We start from the raw sequence: 18,745 nt of genomic DNA, 5'->3' as shown, positions 1-18,745 counted from the left end.
AAGCACAAAAAATATATAAAAAAACGACCGCACTTTGAGCTTATAAATAAGTAAAGTGCGGTCGATTTTTATCTAATTTTTAGTGGTTATACATCAAGATTTGCATACAACGCATTGCTTTCAATAAAGTCGCGGCGTGGCTCAACTTCATCACCCATTAATGTAGTGAATAATTGATCGGCTTCGACCGCATCTTTAATGGTCACTTGCAACATATGGCGTGCTTCAGGATCCATTGTGGTTTCCCAAAGTTGCTCTGGGTTCATTTCACCTAACCCTTTATAACGTTGCACCGTTAAACCACGGCGAGATTGTGTCACTAACCAGTTAATCGCCTCTTCAAAGCTTTCGACTGCTTTCTTGGTTTCGCCACGTTGAACATACGCACCCTCTTCGAGTAACCCATTGATTTGATTACCTAATTTAACAATGCGTGCATATTCATTGCCGTTGGCGAAATTGTAATCCAATAAATAATCGTGATCGATACCATGAGCGCGTACGGTTAACACAATGTCATATAATTTGCGTTCATCATTGAATTGAGTGCGTAGGCTGTAATGGTTGCCGCCTGTTTCTTTAGAAGACAATTTTTCGAGTAAAGAATTTGCCCAATTTTCCACCGCACTTTGGTCGCCCAGAACTTCCGTAGTCAAGGTTGGGTGATAAAGCAATTCATTGAGTAAGGTTTCTGGATAGCGGCGATGCAAACGTGAAATCAATTTTTTCACGCCATTGAATTCCGACACTAAGCTTTCCAAGGCTAAACCGTTCATTGCTGGCGCATTTTCATTCACATATAAAGCCGCATCTTCCAAGGCAATCGCCAATTCATATTGAGTCATGCTTTCATCGTCTTTGATATATTGCTCTTGTTTGCCTTTTTTCACTTTGTACAATGGCGGTTGTGCAATATAAACATAGCCACGTTCAATAATTTCTGGCATTTGACGATAGAAGAACGTTAATAACAGCGTGCGAATGTGAGAACCGTCCACGTCCGCATCAGTCATGATGATCACTTTGTGATAACGCATTTTGTCGGGGTTATATTCATCACGACCAATACCACAGCCCAGCGCGGTAATCAGCGTTCCCACTTCTTGGGAAGATAACATTTTGTCGAAACGCGCTTTTTCTACGTTTAGGATTTTCCCTTTTAATGGCAAAATTGCTTGGTTTTTGCGGTTGCGCCCTTGTTTTGCCGATCCACCCGCAGAGTCCCCCTCCACAAGGTAGAGTTCTGAAAGGGCAGGATCGCGTTCTTGACAGTCGGCTAATTTACCAGGCAAGCCAGCAATGTCTAACACGCCTTTGCGGCGCGTCATTTCGCGAGCTTTGCGCGCGGCTTCACGGGCGCGTGCAGCTTCTACAATTTTCGTGGCAATGATTTTCGCATCGTTCGGATTTTCTTCTAAATATTCTTGCAAGCGTTCATTCATTGCGGATTCCACCGCACCTTTTACTTCCGAAGACACTAATTTATCTTTTGTTTGCGATGAGAATTTTGGATCAGGCACTTTCACTGAAATAATGGCAACGAGCCCTTCACGCGCGTCATCGCCCGAGGTATCCACTTTATCTTTTTCGCTTTTGCCTTTTTTGTTTAGCCCTGATTTATCCATATAGGCGTTTAAGGTACGCGTTAATGCACTGCGGAAACCCGCCAAATGGGTGCCGCCATCACGTTGCGGAATATTGTTGGTAAAGCAGTAAATATTTTCGTTGTAGCTGTCATTCCATTGCAATGATACTTCCACGCCAATGCCGTCTTTTTCTAAGCTGAAATAAAACGGTTTTTGGTGAATTGGGGTTTTATTTTGATTTAAGAATTCAACGAATGCTTGAATCCCGCCTTCGTAATGGAAGTGATCTTGCGAGCCGTCACGTTCATCAATTAATTTAATGGAAACGCCAGAATTCAAGAATGACAATTCGCGTAAACGTTTTTTCAAAATATCGTATTCAAAAACGGTTTTGGTGAAAATTGTTGGGCTTGGCCAAAAACGAACGCTTGTCCCTGTTTTATTGGTGTCGCCAATTACGGCGAGTGGGGCTTGCGGTTCACCAAGTCGATAAATTTGTTCATGCACATGCCCTTGGCGGCGGATAGTAAGTTGTAATTTGTCGGAAAGCGCATTCACCACAGACACACCCACGCCGTGCAATCCGCCCGATACTTTATAAGAATTATCGTCAAATTTACCACCAGCATGCAGCACGGTCATAATGACTTCCGCCGCAGAAACGCCTTCTTCAGGGTGAATATCCACAGGAATACCGCGCCCATCATCTTGCACTGATACTGAATTATCTTCATGAATGGTCACAATGATGTCTTTACAATGCCCAGCCAACGCTTCATCAATGGCGTTATCCACCACCTCAAAAACCATATGATGTAAGCCTGTGCCATCATCCGTATCACCGATATACATACCAGGACGCTTGCGCACCGCATCTAAGCCTTTTAAGACTTTAATGCTACTTGCACCATATTCTGGTTGTTGTTCTGAAGCTTGTGTGGCTGTAGTATTTTCTGACATAAAAATTCTCTATTTTGCTATGAAAAATTAGCCGAAATTATAACAGAAAATAGGCAAAAAAGCACAGTTTTATGCCGTTCAAAGTGCGGTCAGAATTTGAGAAGTTTTGCAAAAGAAAAGTCGAGCAATATGCCCGACCCTGAGAATAGATTAGCGGTAAAATTAACGATGAAGATTTACCGCACCTTGATAACCTAATTGTCGCCATGCTTCATAAACGGCAACGGCAACAGAATTGGATAAATTCATACTGCGGCTGTTTTCGGTCATTGGAATTCGGATTTTTTGCTCCATCGCTAGGCTGTCTAAAATGGACATAGGAATGCCGCGGGTTTCGGGGCCAAACATCAAATAATCCCCTAAGGCGAACTGCACATCGCTATGAGCGGGGCCGCCTTTGGTGGTCATTGCAAATAAACGTTTCGGCTGTTCAGCGGCTAAAAATTGTTCAAAAGTTTTATGGCGTTTAATTTCAGCAAACTCGTGATAATCCAAACCAGATCGGCGTAGGCGTTTGTCATCCCAAGTGAAACCAAGGGGCTCGATCAAATGCAAACGGAAACCTGTATTGGCACATAAGCGAATAATATTTCCTGTATTTTGTGGAATTTCAGGTTCATATAAAACGATATCTAACATAATTTTCTCTTTTAGAAATAGCAAAGTGCGGTCAAAATTTTGCAATTTTCGACCGCACTTTGAATGATGAACGGTATTAACGCTGAATTCTAAGCCTAAACGCTATTTTCGGCAAGCGGCGAGAATGTCTAACTCTTTGCGATATTCTTTTAAACTCGACATTTTCATATCCATTAGGCTAAACACCGAATGGAAAATATTGTCATGGGAGTAGGCATTATTGGCGTTTTGGCGCAAACAGTTTAAATCCACGGGTTTGTTTTCCGCCCATTTTTGAGAAAACCACATCACCATTGGCACCTGAGTTTGCTCTTTAGGGGCAATGGCATAAGGTGCGGCGTGCATATACATATTGCTTTCGCCTAAACTTTCACCGTGATCGGAAACATATAACATAGAGGTTTTCCACTCAGGATGGGTTTCAAGCTGGCTAATGACTTTGTCTAAGAACTGGTCGATATAAAGCACGCCGTTATCATAAGTATTCACTAGCTCGTCACGGGAGCAATGATTAATTTCTTTTGTGGTGCAATCTGGCGTGAATTGGCGCTCTTTTTCGCTATAACGCTCAAAATAGGTTGGACCGTGGCTACCAATGGTGTGCAACACAATCAGGGTGTCTTGCTTCACATTTGCTAGCAATTTTTTCAATTCGGGCAACATAATATTGTCAAGGCATTCGCCATCGTTGCAATATTCTGGCACTTGCAGATCCAAGGTATTGATCGTTGGAACACGATTGCAAACATCTTTACAGCCCGCATCATTGTCAATCCATTGCACATTCACGCCCGCATATTGCAAGGTATCCAACAGATTATCTTGGTGATCAGCTTGTGCTGCATCATAATTCGCCCGAGTTAAACTAGAAAACATACAAGGCACAGAAATGGCGGTTGCGGTGCCACAACTGCTCACATCGGTAAAATTAATTAAATTTTCACCGCGCTTTATACGGGCGGCTAAATTCGGGGTGGTTTGACGAGTGTAGCCGTTTAATCCCCAGTTTTGCGCGCGTGTTGTTTCGCCCACTACGATCACAGACACGTTCACATTGTTGTCCGTTTTTTCCATTTTGGCATCAATGCCCGTTTGCACAAAAGGCATATTTTCCATACGCGCATGCTTAATTTTGCTTATGCTCGCTGCCACAAAATTAGAAGGCACTAACAAATGCGGTAGGTATTTGTTGTTACGGAAAAATGACGCATAGTCTTGATAAAACATTGTGCCAACGGCAAAAATGAACAATGCGGAAACCAATATTGATGCTATTCGTGCGAAAAGTTCTGTCGTCCATTTTTTGTAATCCACTTTGACACATAAATATAAAATGGTTGGTAAAACACCTAAAATGAGCAACCACGCAATATATGAAAAGCTAAGCATGCGTGAGCTTTCAGCAAGGTTTGTTTGCAACACATTGGTTAGCATATCGCGGTCAAAATAGACGTTAAAAACCAGAGAGTTGTAGCTCACTGCGGCGCTAACTAATAAAAATAGCGGAATGATGATCTTGTGTAGAAAAGGAACGGATAAAATATTAAATACGATATTACAGGCGACAAACAACACCAATGGCGTGGTGAGTAAAAAGTAGTCTGTCGGCCCACTAAGCAAAAATACTTGACGGAAAAAAGCGAGATTAAGAACCAGTGTAAAATACAATGACAACAATAAATTTAATTTTATTGATGACATTTTCCAACGGGGTAAGCTTATTGACATGATAGCTCCTAAAGTGCGGTCAAAAATACGAATATTTTTTAATCGTTATAGCGGCTCAGCAAAGTAAGAGACGCTATGTATCCTAAGAGCTATTATGTATGGGGAAAATTAGTTAAGAATTAGCATTGAATGAATTTTGCAATTTGTTGAACGTTATTTTTATCATCAAACCGCGCGCAAAATTTTGGCTATCAAGTAATTGAATGTTGCCATGATAATCTTGCACAATCTGATTCGCGATAGCCAAGCCCAAGCCTGATCCTTGTTGCTCCGAGCCTAATACTCGATAAAAAGGATCAAGCACACGCTGGCGTTCTTGTTCAGGAATGCCATCGCCATTATCTTCCACAAAAATTTCCAAAATTCCGTCTTTTTCCACCGCACTTAAGTCGATTTGTGAACCCGCTGGCGTATAGCGAATTGCATTATCCACTAAGGTTTTGATTAATAAGTAAAAATCTGTTTCGTTAGCGTAAAATTCCGTTTTGCCTTCAGACACCACGCCAAGATCCTGCATTTTTTGTTCTGCAAGCGGATAAAGATCTTCAATCACTCGGCTGAAAATATTGTGCAAATTCAAAGTAGTTTTATCTTTATGATCTTTATTTTGAGTGCGGGCTAAAGAGAGAAGTTGCTCTAATAAATCACGGCTACGGCGTATGCCTTGATTCAGTTTCTGCACCTGTGATTTTGCTTCTTCCGACATTTCTTGATTGTTAAGGCGTTCGGCTTGTAAAGAAAGCGCGGTGATCGGCGTGCGCAATTCATGGGCGGCATCGGCGATAAAACGTTTTTGCTGTTCAATAAAAGCACGCGTTCGTGCTAAAAGCTGATTGATTGCCTGCACAAAACCTGTGATTTCAGTGGGAACACCTTCCAGTGGCAACGCTGTTAGATCTTGCTCTTGGCGCAACGCAAGGCTATTCGACAGTTCTTCTATCGGCGACATCGTGCGTTTTACCACCCAAAAGGTTAAACAGCCAATCAGCGGTAATAAAACTAATAATGGCATTAAACTTGCCCAAGCGGCGTGGAGCGCAAGCTCTTCTCGATATTCATTTTCTTGCATAATGACCAGAATGCCGTCTTCCCTAATCTGCAAATAACCGCGATAACTCACTTCGCCATACCATAAATTCGTGAAAATATTCCGCGGGTTTTGGTTATTCGAGAGCTTAAATGTGCCTTGCTCTTGAATAAAATTATAAAACTCATTTTCTAATTTTTCGGGCAATTGAAAATGCGGGTGCGGTTGGTTATTGGCAATCCAAGTAACAGCGATACGGTTATCATCACCTTCACTAAAACCACTGGCTAAATAAGTAGGCGAAGTGATATAGGACGCGATTTTTTTCAAGGTGCGGTCTTGCTGTTTGTAGGTTTCACGATAGGTATCATAAAAAGCGATCCCCGCCGCAATAAAGCTGATTATCGCGGTAGAAAGCAGCAAACTGGTGATTAATTTTGCCCGAATGGATTTAAACATTATGCTCTCCTTTGGGGATCATCCAGCCCACGCCACGCACATTCTTAATTTGCTCTTTACCAATTTTTTTCCGCAAGCTGTGAATTAAAAAATCAATGGCATTGCTTTCCACTTCTTCGCCCCAAGCATAAATTTTATCTTCTAAATCCGCACGGGATAAAATCATGCCCGCACGCGTCATTAAAGCCTGCAATACGGAAAATTCTTTGTTGCTCAAGGTGATGGCGTCTGCTTGCCCTTTTACTTCCACCAAGTAGGTGGTGGGATCGAGCGTAATCGTGCCATTGGTTAATTTCGGTGAACTATGCCCGCTATGGCGGCGCAACACCGCACGCATACGCGCCTGCAATTCTGCCATATCAAAAGGCTTAACAATATAATCATCGGCACCGCCGTCCAAGCCAGAAAGACGGCTTTCTAAATCATCTCGTGCCGTCACAATTAACACTGGCGTGCTATTTTGATTTTGGCGGATATGCGCAAGCACTTTTAAGCCGTCTTGCCCCGGCAAACCAAGATCGAGCAAAACCAGATCATAAGCCTGACTCATTAAGGCTTCTTCCGCCGTTTTACCATTATTCACCCAATCCACCGCATAATGGCTGTCTTGTAAATTTGCCGAAACCGCATCAGCAATCATCCTATCATCTTCAACCAGCAAAATTCGCATTGCATTATCCTTTTCTATCCATGGTGACAAAAATAATTAAAAAAATAACCGCACTTTTGGATGAAGCGCGGTTATACATTATTATGAAAAAAACATTTTGTCATCTATCAGCTCTCGCCTTTCGATGTGAGTATAATAGACTGCCAAAATTAGCGAAAAATTAGGAACACTAATTTTTTAATTTAATTGTGCGTGTAAACCTTGCACCGAATAAACATCGCAACTATCAATGCTTTTCACACCTTCAGCAAGGGCTTCTGCCGCTGCCATCGTTGTTTGCAAGAACACACGTTGTTGTAATGCGCTACGGCGAATCGAATGACTATCGGCAACGGATTCTGGCAAGCTGCCTGTGGTGTTGATCACCATTGCGATTTCACCATTTTTGATCGCATCGACAATATTTGGGCGACCTTCACGGACTTTGTTCACCATTTGCGTTGCAATACCATTTTCACGCAAGAATTTTGCCGTGCCCATAGTGGCACATAAGCCATAACCTTGCTCTTGCAAAGCACGCGCCACAGGTAATAAACGAGCTTTATCCGCATTATCAACTGATAAGAACACTTTGCCTGTTTTCGGAATGCGTTCATTGGCGCCAAGTTGTGCTTTTAGGAAAGCTTCGGAGAATGTCATGCCAACGCCCATCACTTCGCCTGTTGAGCGCATTTCTGGCCCTAAAATCGTATCCACACCCGGGAATTTGATGAATGGGAATACGGCTTCTTTCACGCTAAAATGTGTTGGAATGATTTCACCTTGCACCGATTGTTCTTTCAAGCTAATTCCTGCCATTACACGCGCCGCAATTTTGGCTAACGGTTGGCTGGTGGCTTTACTCACAAATGGCACGGTACGGCTAGCACGCGGGTTGACTTCGAGTACATAAATCACGTCATTTTGCACAGCGAATTGCACATTCATCAAGCCCACCACATTCAATGCATACGCCATTGCTGCTGTTTGGCGGCGGATTTCATTTTGAATAGCTTGGCTCAAGGAATAAGGCGGCAATGAGCAAGCTGAATCCCCAGAGTGAATGCCCGCTTGTTCGATATGCTGCATAATGCCACCGATGATCACATCGGTACCATCGCAGATACAATCCACATCCACTTCAATCGCATTATTTAAGAAATGATCGAGCAAAATTGGGCTGTCGTTAGATACAGACACCGCTTCACGCATATATTGATTGAGTTCATCCACGTTATAAACAATCTGCATCGCACGGCCACCTAATACATAAGACGGACGAACAACCAAAGGATAGCCCACTTCTTCCGCCAATTTCACTGCTTCTTCTGCATTACGCGCGGTGCGGTTATTCGGCTGTTTTAAGCCTAAATCTTGCAAGATTTTTTGGAAACGCTCACGGTCTTCTGCCGCATCAATACTGTCTGCCGAAGTGCCTATAATATTCACGCCATTTTCGTGTAAGGCATTGGCTAATTTCAACGGTGTTTGACCGCCATAATGCACAATCACGCCCCAAGGCTGTTCTTTATGTACGATTTCTAGCACATCTTCAAGGGTTAATGGCTCAAAATATAATCGATCAGAGGTATCAAAATCCGTTGAAACGGTTTCTGGGTTGCAGTTCACCATAATGGTTTCAAAGCCACTTTCACGCAAAGCAAGGGCGGCATGCACACAACAATAGTCAAATTCAATCCCTTGTCCGATACGGTTTGGTCCGCCCCCTAAGATCATCACTTTTTTACGATCTGTTGGCTTCGCTTCACATTCTTCTTCATAGGTAGAATAGAGATAGGCAGTGTCCGATTTAAACTCGCCCGCACAAGTATCCACCCGTTTATACACAGGGTGTAAGTTTAAAATATTTCGTTTATTTCTGACCGCACTTTCCCCTGCTTTAGTGAGCTGACCGATACGTTTATCAGAGAAACCTTTGCGTTTCAAACGGCGTAATTCTGCATAATCTAGTTCATCTAAACGGCGTTTTTCAAGGGCTAACTCTTCTTGCACCAAATCTTGAATTTGAATTAAGAACCAAGGATCAATTTTTGAATAATGATGCACTTCTTCTAATGAAAAACCTGCACCGAAAGCATCTGCCACATATAAAATGCGGTTTGGACCTGGGTTGCCAAGCTCGCTACGAATTTTTTCAGGTTCTTCAGAAAGTAAATTGAAACCACAAATGCCCGTTTCTAAACCGCGCAAGGCTTTTTGTAAGCTCTCTTGGAATGTGCGTCCCATTGCCATCACTTCGCCCACAGATTTCATTTGCGTTGTTAAACGATCATCTGCTTTCGGGAATTTTTCAAAGGCAAAACGTGGCACTTTGGTCACCACATAGTCAATAGACGGCTCGAATGATGCAGGAATTAAACCGCCAGTGATGTCGTTACGCAATTCGTTAAGCGTATAACCCACCGCCAATTTAGCCGCCACTTTAGCGATTGGGAAGCCTGTGGCTTTTGACGCAAGGGCAGAAGAACGGCTCACACGCGGGTTCATTTCAATTACAATCATCTCGCCATTGGCTGGATTAATCGCGAATTGCACGTTAGAACCGCCAGTATCCACGCCAATTTCACGCAACACCGCAAGGCTGGCATTACGCATAATCTGATATTCTTTATCGGTAAGGGTTTGAGCTGGGGCAACGGTAATAGAATCCCCCGTATGCACGCCCATCGGGTCGAAGTTTTCAATGGAGCAAACGATAATACAGTTATCCGCTTTATCGCGTACCACTTCCATTTCATATTCTTTCCAACCGAGAACAGATTGTTCGATCAATAATTCGTGAGTTGGTGACGCTTCAAAACCACGTTCACAAATCGCTTGGAATTCATCACGGTTATAAGCAATACCGCCGCCCGAACCGCCCATTGTGAAAGACGGGCGAATTAAGGTTGGGAAACCCACTTCCGCCTGTGCAGCCCAAGCTTCATCAAAACTGTGGCAAACAAAAGATTTTGGTGTATTTAAGCCAATCTTCGCCATCGCATCTTTAAAACGACCGCGATCTTCCGCTTTATCAATGGCATCTTCAGTAGCACCAATCAGCTCCACGCCATATTTTTTCAACACGCCATTTTTTGATAAATCCAGCGCACAGTTTAATGCGGTTTGCCCCCCCATTGTAGGAAGAATGGCATCTGGGCGTTCTTTCTCAATAATTTTTTCAACGCTTTGCCATTGAATTGGCTCAATATAAGTGACGTCCGCCATATTCGGATCGGTCATAATGGTCGCTGGGTTTGAATTGACCAACACCACTTTATAACCTTCTTCACGCAAGGCTTTACACGCCTGCGCCCCCGAATAGTCAAATTCACACGCCTGCCCAATCACAATCGGACCCGCGCCGATAATTAAAATAGTGTTTATATCTGTACGTTTTGGCATTATTCTTTCTCTCTATTCATTAAAATCTTACTGTTATTTCTGCCTTTCATAGCGTTTATTTTTGTTGTGCTAACGCTGTCATAAACTTATCAAACAAATAGGCGACATCATTCGGTCCTGGGCTTGCTTCTGGGTGACCTTGGAATGAAAATGCCACTTGGTCTGTGAGTTCAATACCCTGCACTGAACCATCGAATAAAGAGCGGTGAGTAATTTTTACATTTTTTGGCAAGCTGTGTTCGTCCACTTCAAAGCCGTGGTTTTGGCTGGTGATAAACACTTTTTGTGTGTCTAAATCTTGCACGGGGTGATTGGCACCGTGATGTCCGAATGGCATTTTTTTTGTTTTGCCGCCAACGGCTAATCCGAGTAATTGATGCCCTAAGCAAATGCCAAATACCGGTTTCTTCGTGGCTAAAATTTCTTGAATTGCGGTAATCGCATAATCACAAGGTTCTGGATCGCCCGGGCCATTAGACAAGAAAACGCCGTCTGGATTTAATGCTAGCGCGTCTTTTGCTGGCGTTTTTGCTGGCACCACGGTGATTTTGCAACCACGTTCAGCAAGCATACGTAAGATATTATGTTTTACCCCAAAATCGTAGGCGACAATGTAATATTTTTGTTCTGGTTGTGGATTATAGCCTTTGCCTAATTCCCACTCCCCTTGTGTCCACTCATAAGGCGCTTGACAGGTTACTTCTTGCGCTAAATCTTTCCCTGCCATAGAACCAAAACTTAAGGCGAGTTCTAAAGCTTTTTTCTCATCAACTTCGCCTGTCATAATGCAACCTGCCATGGCACCTTTATCACGCAAATGACGCGTTAAACGGCGAGTGTCGATATCCGCAATGGCAACCACATTATTTTCTTTTAAATAGTCAGGAAGACTTTGGTTTGCACGGAAATTGCTATGAATTAACGGAAGATCACGAATAATTAAGCCCGCGGCATAGACGCCTTTGCTTTCAAGATCTTCAGGGTTTGCCCCAGTGTTGCCGATATGTGGATAAGTGAGTGTGACGATTTGTCGGAAATAAGAAGGGTCGGTAAGAATTTCTTGATACCCCGTCATTGAGGTATTAAAAACGACTTCTCCAATCGCGGAGCCTGCTGCCCCAATGGATGTGCCGTGGAAAACACTGCCGTCAGCCAATACTAAAATTGCTGGTTCAGACATAGAATATCTCCTATAAATTGTTATTCGGTCGAACACTTGCGAATGTTCATTAACCACAAATTTTGTCAAAAAATCACCGCACTTTTAGGCAAGTTTAGAACGCTGATGCATCACATTGACAAAATTCGCTCATTAATTTCGCTTTAATAGCCAAATTTCAGCTATTCTAAAGGACAATGAATGTGGTTTCAAGCAAATTCGCAAAGGTTAATGTGATTATTTATGCTGTAATATTGCATAAAAATTCACTTTATTCAACTTAATATTCAATCTAATTTCCACTGCACGCATTTTATTTGTCGTTTTCGGGCAACTCATTTACAATGCATTTAATTTATCCAACATAGGGATGTTATAAATGAAAAAAACACCATTATTTGTGACCGCACTTTTCAGCTCAGTTATGCTGACAGGCTGTGCTGGAACAATAGATCCTGTTACTGGCGAACGTTCAGATCCATTACAAGGATTTAACCGCACGATGTGGGATTTTAACTATAAAGTATTGGATCCTTATTTGCTAAAACCTGCTGCAAAAGGCTGGGACGCGCTCCCTTCTCCATTAACCAAAGGGCTATCTAACGTGGCGAATAACCTTGATGAGCCCGTGAGTTTCATCAACCGTTTATGGGAAGGCGAAGGACAAAAAGCGATGGTGCATTTAAATCGCTTCATTATTAACTCCACTTTTGGTTTAGGTGGTTTAATCGACTGGGCAAGTTATAGCGATCCGCTTAAAATTGAAAATCAACGCACTTTCGGCGATACCTTGGGCAGTTATGGCGTGAAACCGGGTACTTATTTAGTCTTGCCTGTATATAATGCGACAACCCCGCGTGAATTAACGGGTGCAGCGGTGGATACTGCCTATACTTATCCTTTCTGGGATTGGGTTGGCGGACCTTGGTCGCTCGTGAAATATGGGGTGCAAGCTGTTGATAAACGAGCCAAAGCCATGAGCCAAGAAGCACTGTTAAATCAAGCAACGGATCCGTATATCACATTCCGCGAAGCTTATTACCAAAATTTAGAATATCGCGCCACTGACGGCAAGATCAAAGCCAAAGATTCAGGGCTTTCACAAGAAGATTTAAATAGTATTGACTAGGAGAAAATTTCCATGGAAATGACAACAATTCAACGTTTGATATTAGCGAATCAATATAAACTTTTGGGCTTGTTAGAGCCTGATAATGCCAAAGCTTATCAACGGGCAGAAGCCATTGTGAGAGGCGGATTTGAACTTGAGCTGAAAGAACTCAGCCATGATTTCAGTGAAGTGACAGAGCAAGAATGTCAAATTGTGCTTGATACGCTTGAAATGTATAAAGCATTGCACGTGTCTTACAACAACTTAGCGGACAAATCGGCAATCACGCCACTTCGCTTGCAATTTGTGGGTTATTGTGCGGTTCGCGAGAAAAAATATTTGAACTATTTACGTTTTATTTCGGGCGTAGAAGGCAAATATCAAGAATTTATGCAATGCGAACACGGCTGCGATTCGCAAACTCCAATGTGGGATAAATACAGCAAAATGCTTGATGTATGGCACGCTTGCCCACACGGTTATCGTTTAAGTATGCAAGAAATTCAAAATATTCTTAATGCCTAATCCTAAAGTGCGGTCAAAAATTTGCAAAATTCTGACCGCACTTTTGCATTAAAGGGAAAGGGAGCATTTATGTCAAACCCAAATCTTCGCCAATTCATTCTTGATTACGTCGATCGCCACTACAATACCGCTCCTGAATATTTATGGAAACGTGATCCTAATTACGCGGTTTTGCGCCACCAAGATAACCGCAAATGGTATGCCATTATTATGGATATACCGCGCTCAAGTTTGGGGTTGCAAGGCGAAGGGCGCATAGATGCGATCAATCTCAAATGCCCCACTGAAATGGTGGACGATTTCTTGCAGCAAAAAGGCTTTTTGCCTGCTTACCATATGAATAAAGCGAACTGGATTACCGTATTATTAGACGGCAGTGTTGACCAAGAAACGCTGTTGTTTTTAATTAACAGCAGTTTTGATATCACGGCAACTCGCCAGACTAAACAAGCGTTGCAAATTGATACGCAAACAGAATGGATTGTGCCAGCCAATCCTAAATATTATGATGTGGAAAAAGAACTGCGCGAAAACGGCATAATCCTTTGGAAACAAAGCAATAATGTTGCCGTGGATGATATTGTTTATATTTATGTCACCGCGCCCACTGCTGCGATTCGTTATCAATGTTTGGTGCTTGAAGCCAATATTCCCCACCGCTCGAAACATAAAGATTTACGCGTTGATCGGGTTATGCGCATTCAATGTCTAAAAGAATTTTCCCCTACTCAACTTTCGCGCGACCTATTGCGTCAATTCGGCATTACCGCTGTTCGCGGGCCACGCCGTATGCCAAAAGCATTAAGCGATGAAATTGCTAGCTGGAAATAGCTTATCGCTAAAATAAACGTTCAGATAGCGAGCGATATAAAAAGCATCTTCAGCAAAAAGTGCGGTCAATTTTCGCAAAATTTTTAGCCTTAGGCTAAATCATCGACAAAAATAATGGGCAACCACTTCTGTGATTACCCATTCTTTTATTTATGTTGATTTGCGATTAACGACGTGGAAGATAGCGTGTTGGATCCACTGATTTTCCTTGATAGCGAATTTCAAAGTGAAGTTTTGTACTTGTTGTACCGGTGCTACCCATTTTCCCAATTTGCTGACCCGCTCGCACTTCTTGTTGATCGCTCACCGAAATGCTGTCGTTATGCGCATAAGCACTTAAGAAATTATTGTCATGTTTGATGATGATTAAGTTGCCATAACCACGCAATGCATTGCCGGCATAAACAACTCGACCAGGTGCTGCTGCATAAATTGGCTGCCCTTTTGAGCCACTAATGTCGATACCTTTGTTACCACCATCAACACTGGAGAAGCCTTGCACGACTTTACCTGTCGTTGGCCATTGCCATTTTAAGTTAGACGCAGGTGCCACAGTTTGGCTTGTCGAGCTCGAATAACTTGGTGTACTCGCCGTTGTAGCTACTGTGGCTGCTGTCGCCGCTGTCCCTACGCCAGCCACAACACCACCCGCAACAGGGGCAGCAACAGTTGATGATGATCCCACACCAGCTTTTACAGGGCCTGTAACCGTGCCATCAGAACCATATTGTGTGCCATTTGCCGCTTGAGTATAGGTGACTTGTGGCTGTACAGGAACCGTCACTTCAGTACATTGTTGTTCTGTGGTTACCGCAGCTGAACCATTAGATACTTTTAACGTTTGTCCCACTTTCAACGTGTAAGGTTCGCTCATGCCGTTCAATGACGCTAACTCTTTAACATCAATTCCTGCGATATAAGCGATTAAGAACATTGTGTCACCTTTTTTCACCGTATATTCGTTAGCTTTGTAAAAACCTTTATCAATTTTGGCATAATCAGGCGCATTCGTTTGTGTATTACGCGGGATCTCTACGCTTTGGCTTTGATTAGTGCTAGCCGCTTTCGTTTTTTGTACGGTTTTACAAACCGTTTTCGTGGTTGTAGTTGGTGCAGCTGGGGCAGGTTGAGTTTGCTGCTGATTGGATTGAGATTGTTGATTAACAGCCGTGGTATTAGCCATTGTCCCCACTTGATTAGCAACAGGTTGGTTCACGACCGGTGCATTCATTCCCGCTGGCATGGCGCTTGGTTGCACCTGCGGCTCCCATGAACCCGTTGTAGTTGGAGTTTCAATCGGTTGAATAGGTTGCGAAGATAACGTGCCATCAACACTATCCACAGGCGCTGGCGTTGAAGAGGTACAGCCTGCTAATACAGCGGCGGCAATAGGCAATAATAAAAATGTCTTTTTCATTGTATTCTCACTAAATCACTTATTTCATATTTGCAGGCATACTGCTTTGTTCTACTTCAGGCATAAAAGTTCCCCCTTCCACAGCGCCAGTTCCAGCGACGGGTTGCATAATTCCATTTGGCAATGCATCAGGGTCAACAGGCTCTGGTGAAGAACAAGCAGCTAACATTGCTGTTATAGACAACAAAAAAGCCAATTTTTTCATTTTATATTCCTTAAAATTTCCCAAAATTTTTAACGAAGAATCAAGTAAGCAATGACAGCCAAAAGCACGACTGACCATCCAATCACTTCAATAGAACAACTTGCACAATATAGTTTAGCTACAAATTCTTGTCATCCCTGCCAGCTAATTTTATAAGCAAATTTGACCGCACTTTGGGGCTAGTTATTAAGCAATAACCTTAGTCCATATCATCAGACATATTTTGTTCTACTTCAGGCGCTGCAGTATTTTCATCCACACCTTCTTCATCTTGCTCTTCTATTGCTTTAGTTTCTGCCGTAGTTTCCGCCTTGGCTCCGTTTGTTGATTGAACAACTTCATTAGACGATGATTTTGGTGCAACTGATTCAGATGAAGAACAAGCGGCTAACATTGCTGTTATAGATAATAAAAAAACTAATTTTTTCATTTTGTATCCTTAATATTTTCAGAAAATTTTTCTAACGAAGAATCAAATAGGCAATGATAGCCAAAAGCACGACTGACCATCCAATCACTTCAATAGAACGACGTAGTTTGGCGGCAAATTTTTCACCACCCCAAGCAGCCAATCTTGCGAGCAATAAAAACCGAGCTGCTCGCGAAATAAACGCTGTTGCTACAAAGGGCAAAAATGCCATTTGCATCACACCTGCTGCAATGGTAAAGACTTTATAGGGAATTGGTGAAAAACCTGCGACAAAAACCACAAGTACGCCCCATTGTTCAAACCAAGAAATCGCTTTATCCCAATGGGCTTGATAACCGAATTTAACAATATATTCTTGAACTAAATCAAAGGCATAATAACCGATAGAATAGCCGATCATGCCACCGAGCACGGAAGCAATTGCCGTAATTAAAGCAAATTTGACCGCACTTTTAGGCTTTGACATCGCCATAGGAATCAGCATGATATCAGGCGGAATAGGGAAAAAAATCGCCTCAATAAAACTGAGAAAACTCAGCCAATAGGTTGCGAAACGATGTTTCGACCACGCCATAGTTTTATCATACATTGCACCAAAAATTTTCACGCGATTCCTTTTTATCCTTGTTCAAAATAGGCGCTGTATTATTCACCTTCTAGCCAGTTTTGTAAAGCCTGAAGTGAATGATGTGCGGTTAAATCTGGTGTAATGGGTGTAATAGCGACATAACCCTGTTTAACCGCATAAAAATCCGTGCCTACACCATTATCTTCTGGCAAGCCAGCTGGGCCGATCCAGTAAATATTTTCGCCACGGGGATCTTGCTGTTTAATCACTTCTGCAGCAGACTCGCGCGCGCCCAAACGGCATACTTTTATGCCACGAATTTCATCCAAAGGTAAATCTGGCACATTGATATTAATAATTTCATGGCTGCCTAGCATTTCGCCATGTAATTTGGGGATCAAATCGCAAGCAATTTTCGCCGCACTTTCATAATGTTGACGCCCATCAAGAGAGATGGCAATGGAAGGCAGCCCCAAATGGCGCCCTTCAAAGGCGGCGGCCACGGTCCCCGAATAAAGGGTATCATCCCCTAAATTTGCCCCTGCATTAATGCCTGACACCACCAAATCAATTTTTCCAGTGAGAAAACCGTTTAACGCAAGATGAACACAATCCGCAGGGGTGCCATTAATGCAATAATCCCCATTATCCAAACGGCGTGGGCGCAATGGTTCGACTAAAGTGAGTGAGCTAGAAGCCGCACTGCGGTTGCGATCGGGCGCCACAATAATCACATTGGCAAACTTACGCAAATGTGCGGCTAAAGTCTGAATTCCCTCGGCGTGATAACCATCATCATTAGATAAAAGTATATTCATTTTTCCCTTCCATTTTCTTAAATTTATGAACAATATAAATTGTATTTTCCGCGCAAAGACGGGCTTTAACGTCAATATTACAAATTCTCAACTTTGACCAATTCTCGCACCAATGCTGTTGCATAACTGCCCGCGGGCAAGAAAAATTTTAGCCGCAATCCATTTTCTTCAAATTGCCACTGAAAATCTTTTGCTTGCATTAATAACGCGCGGCGAGCCGCTTTAAGGCGTTCTTGTTTCATCAACGAACGCAATATGCTATGTTCCGCCACCACTTGATTTTCTAATTCACTCGCCAACTGGTCATTTTCGCCGATTAAAGGCGCGGTTAAAAAAATATCACGATTTTCTAACCGCACTTGCAATGCGGCAAGTTCATCATTTTTATCAGCCTGAAACCAACTGTGCGTGCCAGCTAACTGCAAAATATCATTGGGCATCACCTGTGTCGCCAACCCCATTTTCAAGCGTTGTGACACCACTAAATTGAACACTTCACTGCGCGCCGCAGACAAATAAAAGCTGCGCTTTTTGCGATCTTTAACTTTTATCTCGCCCTTTGCCCAACGCATAGCCTCCGTCAAATTATGGCCATCGCGCCCAAAACGTTGTTCGGTAAAATAATTCGGAAAGCCTAAATTCTTCACGATTTCTAACCGCACTTTCAGAGCATCATCTTCGCTCACTTGACGCAATAAAATCTCAAAATGATTGCCTTCAAGGCTGCCAGTGCGAATTTTGCGATGATGGCGAGTCACCGCTAAAATCTCCACGCCATCAATATGGCATTGGCTAAAATCGGGCGTTGGCTGCCCAGGCATTTGCAAGCTGAACCATTGTTCTGTCACCGCATTACGATCTTTTAAGCCCGCATAGCTCATATTACGCGCGGAAATACCACAAAACTTCGCCAACTGCTCGCCCACCCAAAGGGTATTTGCTTGCGTTTTACGCACCTTTACCGCAACAAACTCACCATCTCCTGACATTTCATAACCCAATTGTTCTTTCACAATAAAATCTTCAGGCAACGCCTTCAAAAGTGCGGTCTGTTGCGGCGGAGTTTGTAAATAAGCAAGATCTAACATTTTGTATTCCTTTAAATTTTGGGGAATTATAGCGGAAATCTCATAAAAAATCTTACAATTCTGACCGCACTTGATTGAGTTAAAAGGCTGTTTCCTGTAAACTATGCTCCCGTCTTGATACATATCATCAACTCTATTTT

The 18,745-nt window shown here is 42.8% G+C and carries 16 protein-coding genes and 1 pseudogene; 3 read left to right on the top strand and 14 right to left on the bottom strand.

Annotated elements, in window-relative coordinates; genetic code table 11:
- Positions 1-86: 86 nt before the first annotated feature.
- The 7 genes from gyrB to carA all read right to left on the bottom strand — a co-directional run bounded on the left by gyrB (position 87) and on the right by carA (position 11,633).
- Positions 87-2,546 (bottom strand): DNA topoisomerase (ATP-hydrolyzing) subunit B, encoded by a 2,460-nt coding sequence (gyrB, locus tag C8D76_RS01840; RefSeq protein WP_116631131.1) that lies wholly within the window; start codon positions 2,544-2,546, stop codon positions 87-89.
- Between the two features lie 162 nt (positions 2,547-2,708).
- Positions 2,709-3,185: a tRNA (uridine(34)/cytosine(34)/5-carboxymethylaminomethyluridine(34)-2'-O)-methyltransferase TrmL gene (gene trmL, locus C8D76_RS01835; RefSeq protein WP_116631130.1), complete on the bottom strand. Its 477-nt coding sequence runs from the start codon at positions 3,183-3,185 to the stop codon at positions 2,709-2,711.
- A 102-nt stretch (positions 3,186-3,287) separates the two neighbouring features.
- Positions 3,288-4,913, bottom strand: coding sequence for a phosphoethanolamine transferase (locus C8D76_RS01830; protein WP_116631129.1), 1,626 nt, complete (start codon positions 4,911-4,913; stop codon positions 3,288-3,290).
- A 112-nt stretch (positions 4,914-5,025) separates the two neighbouring features.
- Positions 5,026-6,399, bottom strand: coding sequence for an ATP-binding protein (locus tag C8D76_RS01825; protein WP_116631128.1), 1,374 nt, complete (start codon positions 6,397-6,399; stop codon positions 5,026-5,028).
- Complete coding sequence (locus C8D76_RS01820) at positions 6,392-7,069, bottom strand: response regulator (protein WP_116631127.1); 678 nt, start codon at positions 7,067-7,069, stop codon at positions 6,392-6,394. The genes C8D76_RS01825 and C8D76_RS01820 overlap by 8 nt, the downstream gene beginning before the upstream one ends.
- Positions 7,070-7,246: 177 nt before the next feature.
- Positions 7,247-10,453, bottom strand: coding sequence for a carbamoyl-phosphate synthase large subunit (gene carB / locus C8D76_RS01815; RefSeq protein WP_116631126.1), 3,207 nt, complete (start codon positions 10,451-10,453; stop codon positions 7,247-7,249).
- 55 nt (positions 10,454-10,508) lie between these two features.
- Complete coding sequence (gene carA / locus C8D76_RS01810) at positions 10,509-11,633, bottom strand: glutamine-hydrolyzing carbamoyl-phosphate synthase small subunit (RefSeq protein WP_116631125.1); 1,125 nt, start codon at positions 11,631-11,633, stop codon at positions 10,509-10,511.
- Positions 11,634-11,991: 358 nt separating this feature from the next.
- Here carA and C8D76_RS01805 point away from each other — a divergent pair, with 358 nt between their 5' ends.
- From C8D76_RS01805 to C8D76_RS01795, 3 genes are all read left to right on the top strand, one after another.
- On the top strand, positions 11,992-12,741 hold the full coding sequence (locus C8D76_RS01805; RefSeq protein WP_116631124.1) for an MlaA family lipoprotein: 750 nt from the start codon (positions 11,992-11,994) through the stop codon (positions 12,739-12,741).
- 12 nt (positions 12,742-12,753) lie between these two features.
- On the top strand, positions 12,754-13,248 hold the full coding sequence (locus tag C8D76_RS01800) for a YfbU family protein (protein ID WP_116631123.1): 495 nt from the start codon (positions 12,754-12,756) through the stop codon (positions 13,246-13,248).
- A gap of 69 nt (positions 13,249-13,317) precedes the next feature.
- Positions 13,318-14,079, top strand: a complete 762-nt coding sequence (locus C8D76_RS01795; protein WP_116631122.1) for an MmcQ/YjbR family DNA-binding protein — start codon at positions 13,318-13,320, stop codon at positions 14,077-14,079.
- 166 nt (positions 14,080-14,245) lie between these two features.
- Here C8D76_RS01795 and nlpD read toward each other — a convergent pair whose 3' ends face one another.
- From nlpD to truD, 7 genes and pseudogenes are all read right to left on the bottom strand, one after another.
- Positions 14,246-15,496 carry a murein hydrolase activator NlpD gene (gene nlpD, locus C8D76_RS01790; protein ID WP_116631121.1) on the bottom strand — a complete coding sequence of 417 codons (1,251 nt, stop codon included), beginning with the start codon at positions 15,494-15,496 and terminating at the stop codon, positions 14,246-14,248.
- Between the two features lie 19 nt (positions 15,497-15,515).
- Positions 15,516-15,701, bottom strand: coding sequence for a hypothetical protein (locus C8D76_RS01785; protein WP_116631120.1), 186 nt, complete (start codon positions 15,699-15,701; stop codon positions 15,516-15,518).
- A 29-nt stretch (positions 15,702-15,730) separates the two neighbouring features.
- Positions 15,731-15,832, bottom strand: a pseudogene (locus C8D76_RS09980) (DedA family protein); the annotation flags it as partial.
- A 68-nt stretch (positions 15,833-15,900) separates the two neighbouring features.
- On the bottom strand, positions 15,901-16,131 hold the full coding sequence (locus C8D76_RS01780) for a membrane lipoprotein lipid attachment site-containing protein (protein WP_116631119.1): 231 nt from the start codon (positions 16,129-16,131) through the stop codon (positions 15,901-15,903).
- 31 nt (positions 16,132-16,162) lie between these two features.
- Positions 16,163-16,738 carry a YqaA family protein gene (locus tag C8D76_RS01775; protein WP_116631118.1) on the bottom strand — a complete coding sequence of 192 codons (576 nt, stop codon included), beginning with the start codon at positions 16,736-16,738 and terminating at the stop codon, positions 16,163-16,165.
- 38 nt (positions 16,739-16,776) lie between these two features.
- Positions 16,777-17,517: a 5'/3'-nucleotidase SurE gene (gene surE, locus C8D76_RS01770; RefSeq protein WP_116631117.1), complete on the bottom strand. Its 741-nt coding sequence runs from the start codon at positions 17,515-17,517 to the stop codon at positions 16,777-16,779.
- Between the two features lie 77 nt (positions 17,518-17,594).
- Positions 17,595-18,605, bottom strand: a complete 1,011-nt coding sequence (gene truD / locus C8D76_RS01765; RefSeq protein WP_116631116.1) for a tRNA pseudouridine(13) synthase TruD — start codon at positions 18,603-18,605, stop codon at positions 17,595-17,597.
- Positions 18,606-18,745 lie beyond the last annotated feature (140 nt).

Origin of the sequence: Alitibacter langaaensis DSM 22999 (assembly GCF_003096995.1) — a bacterium.
GTDB classification, from domain to species: domain Bacteria; phylum Pseudomonadota; class Gammaproteobacteria; order Enterobacterales; family Pasteurellaceae; genus Exercitatus; species Exercitatus langaaensis.
This window is presented reverse-complemented; position numbering and strand designations above follow the sequence as displayed.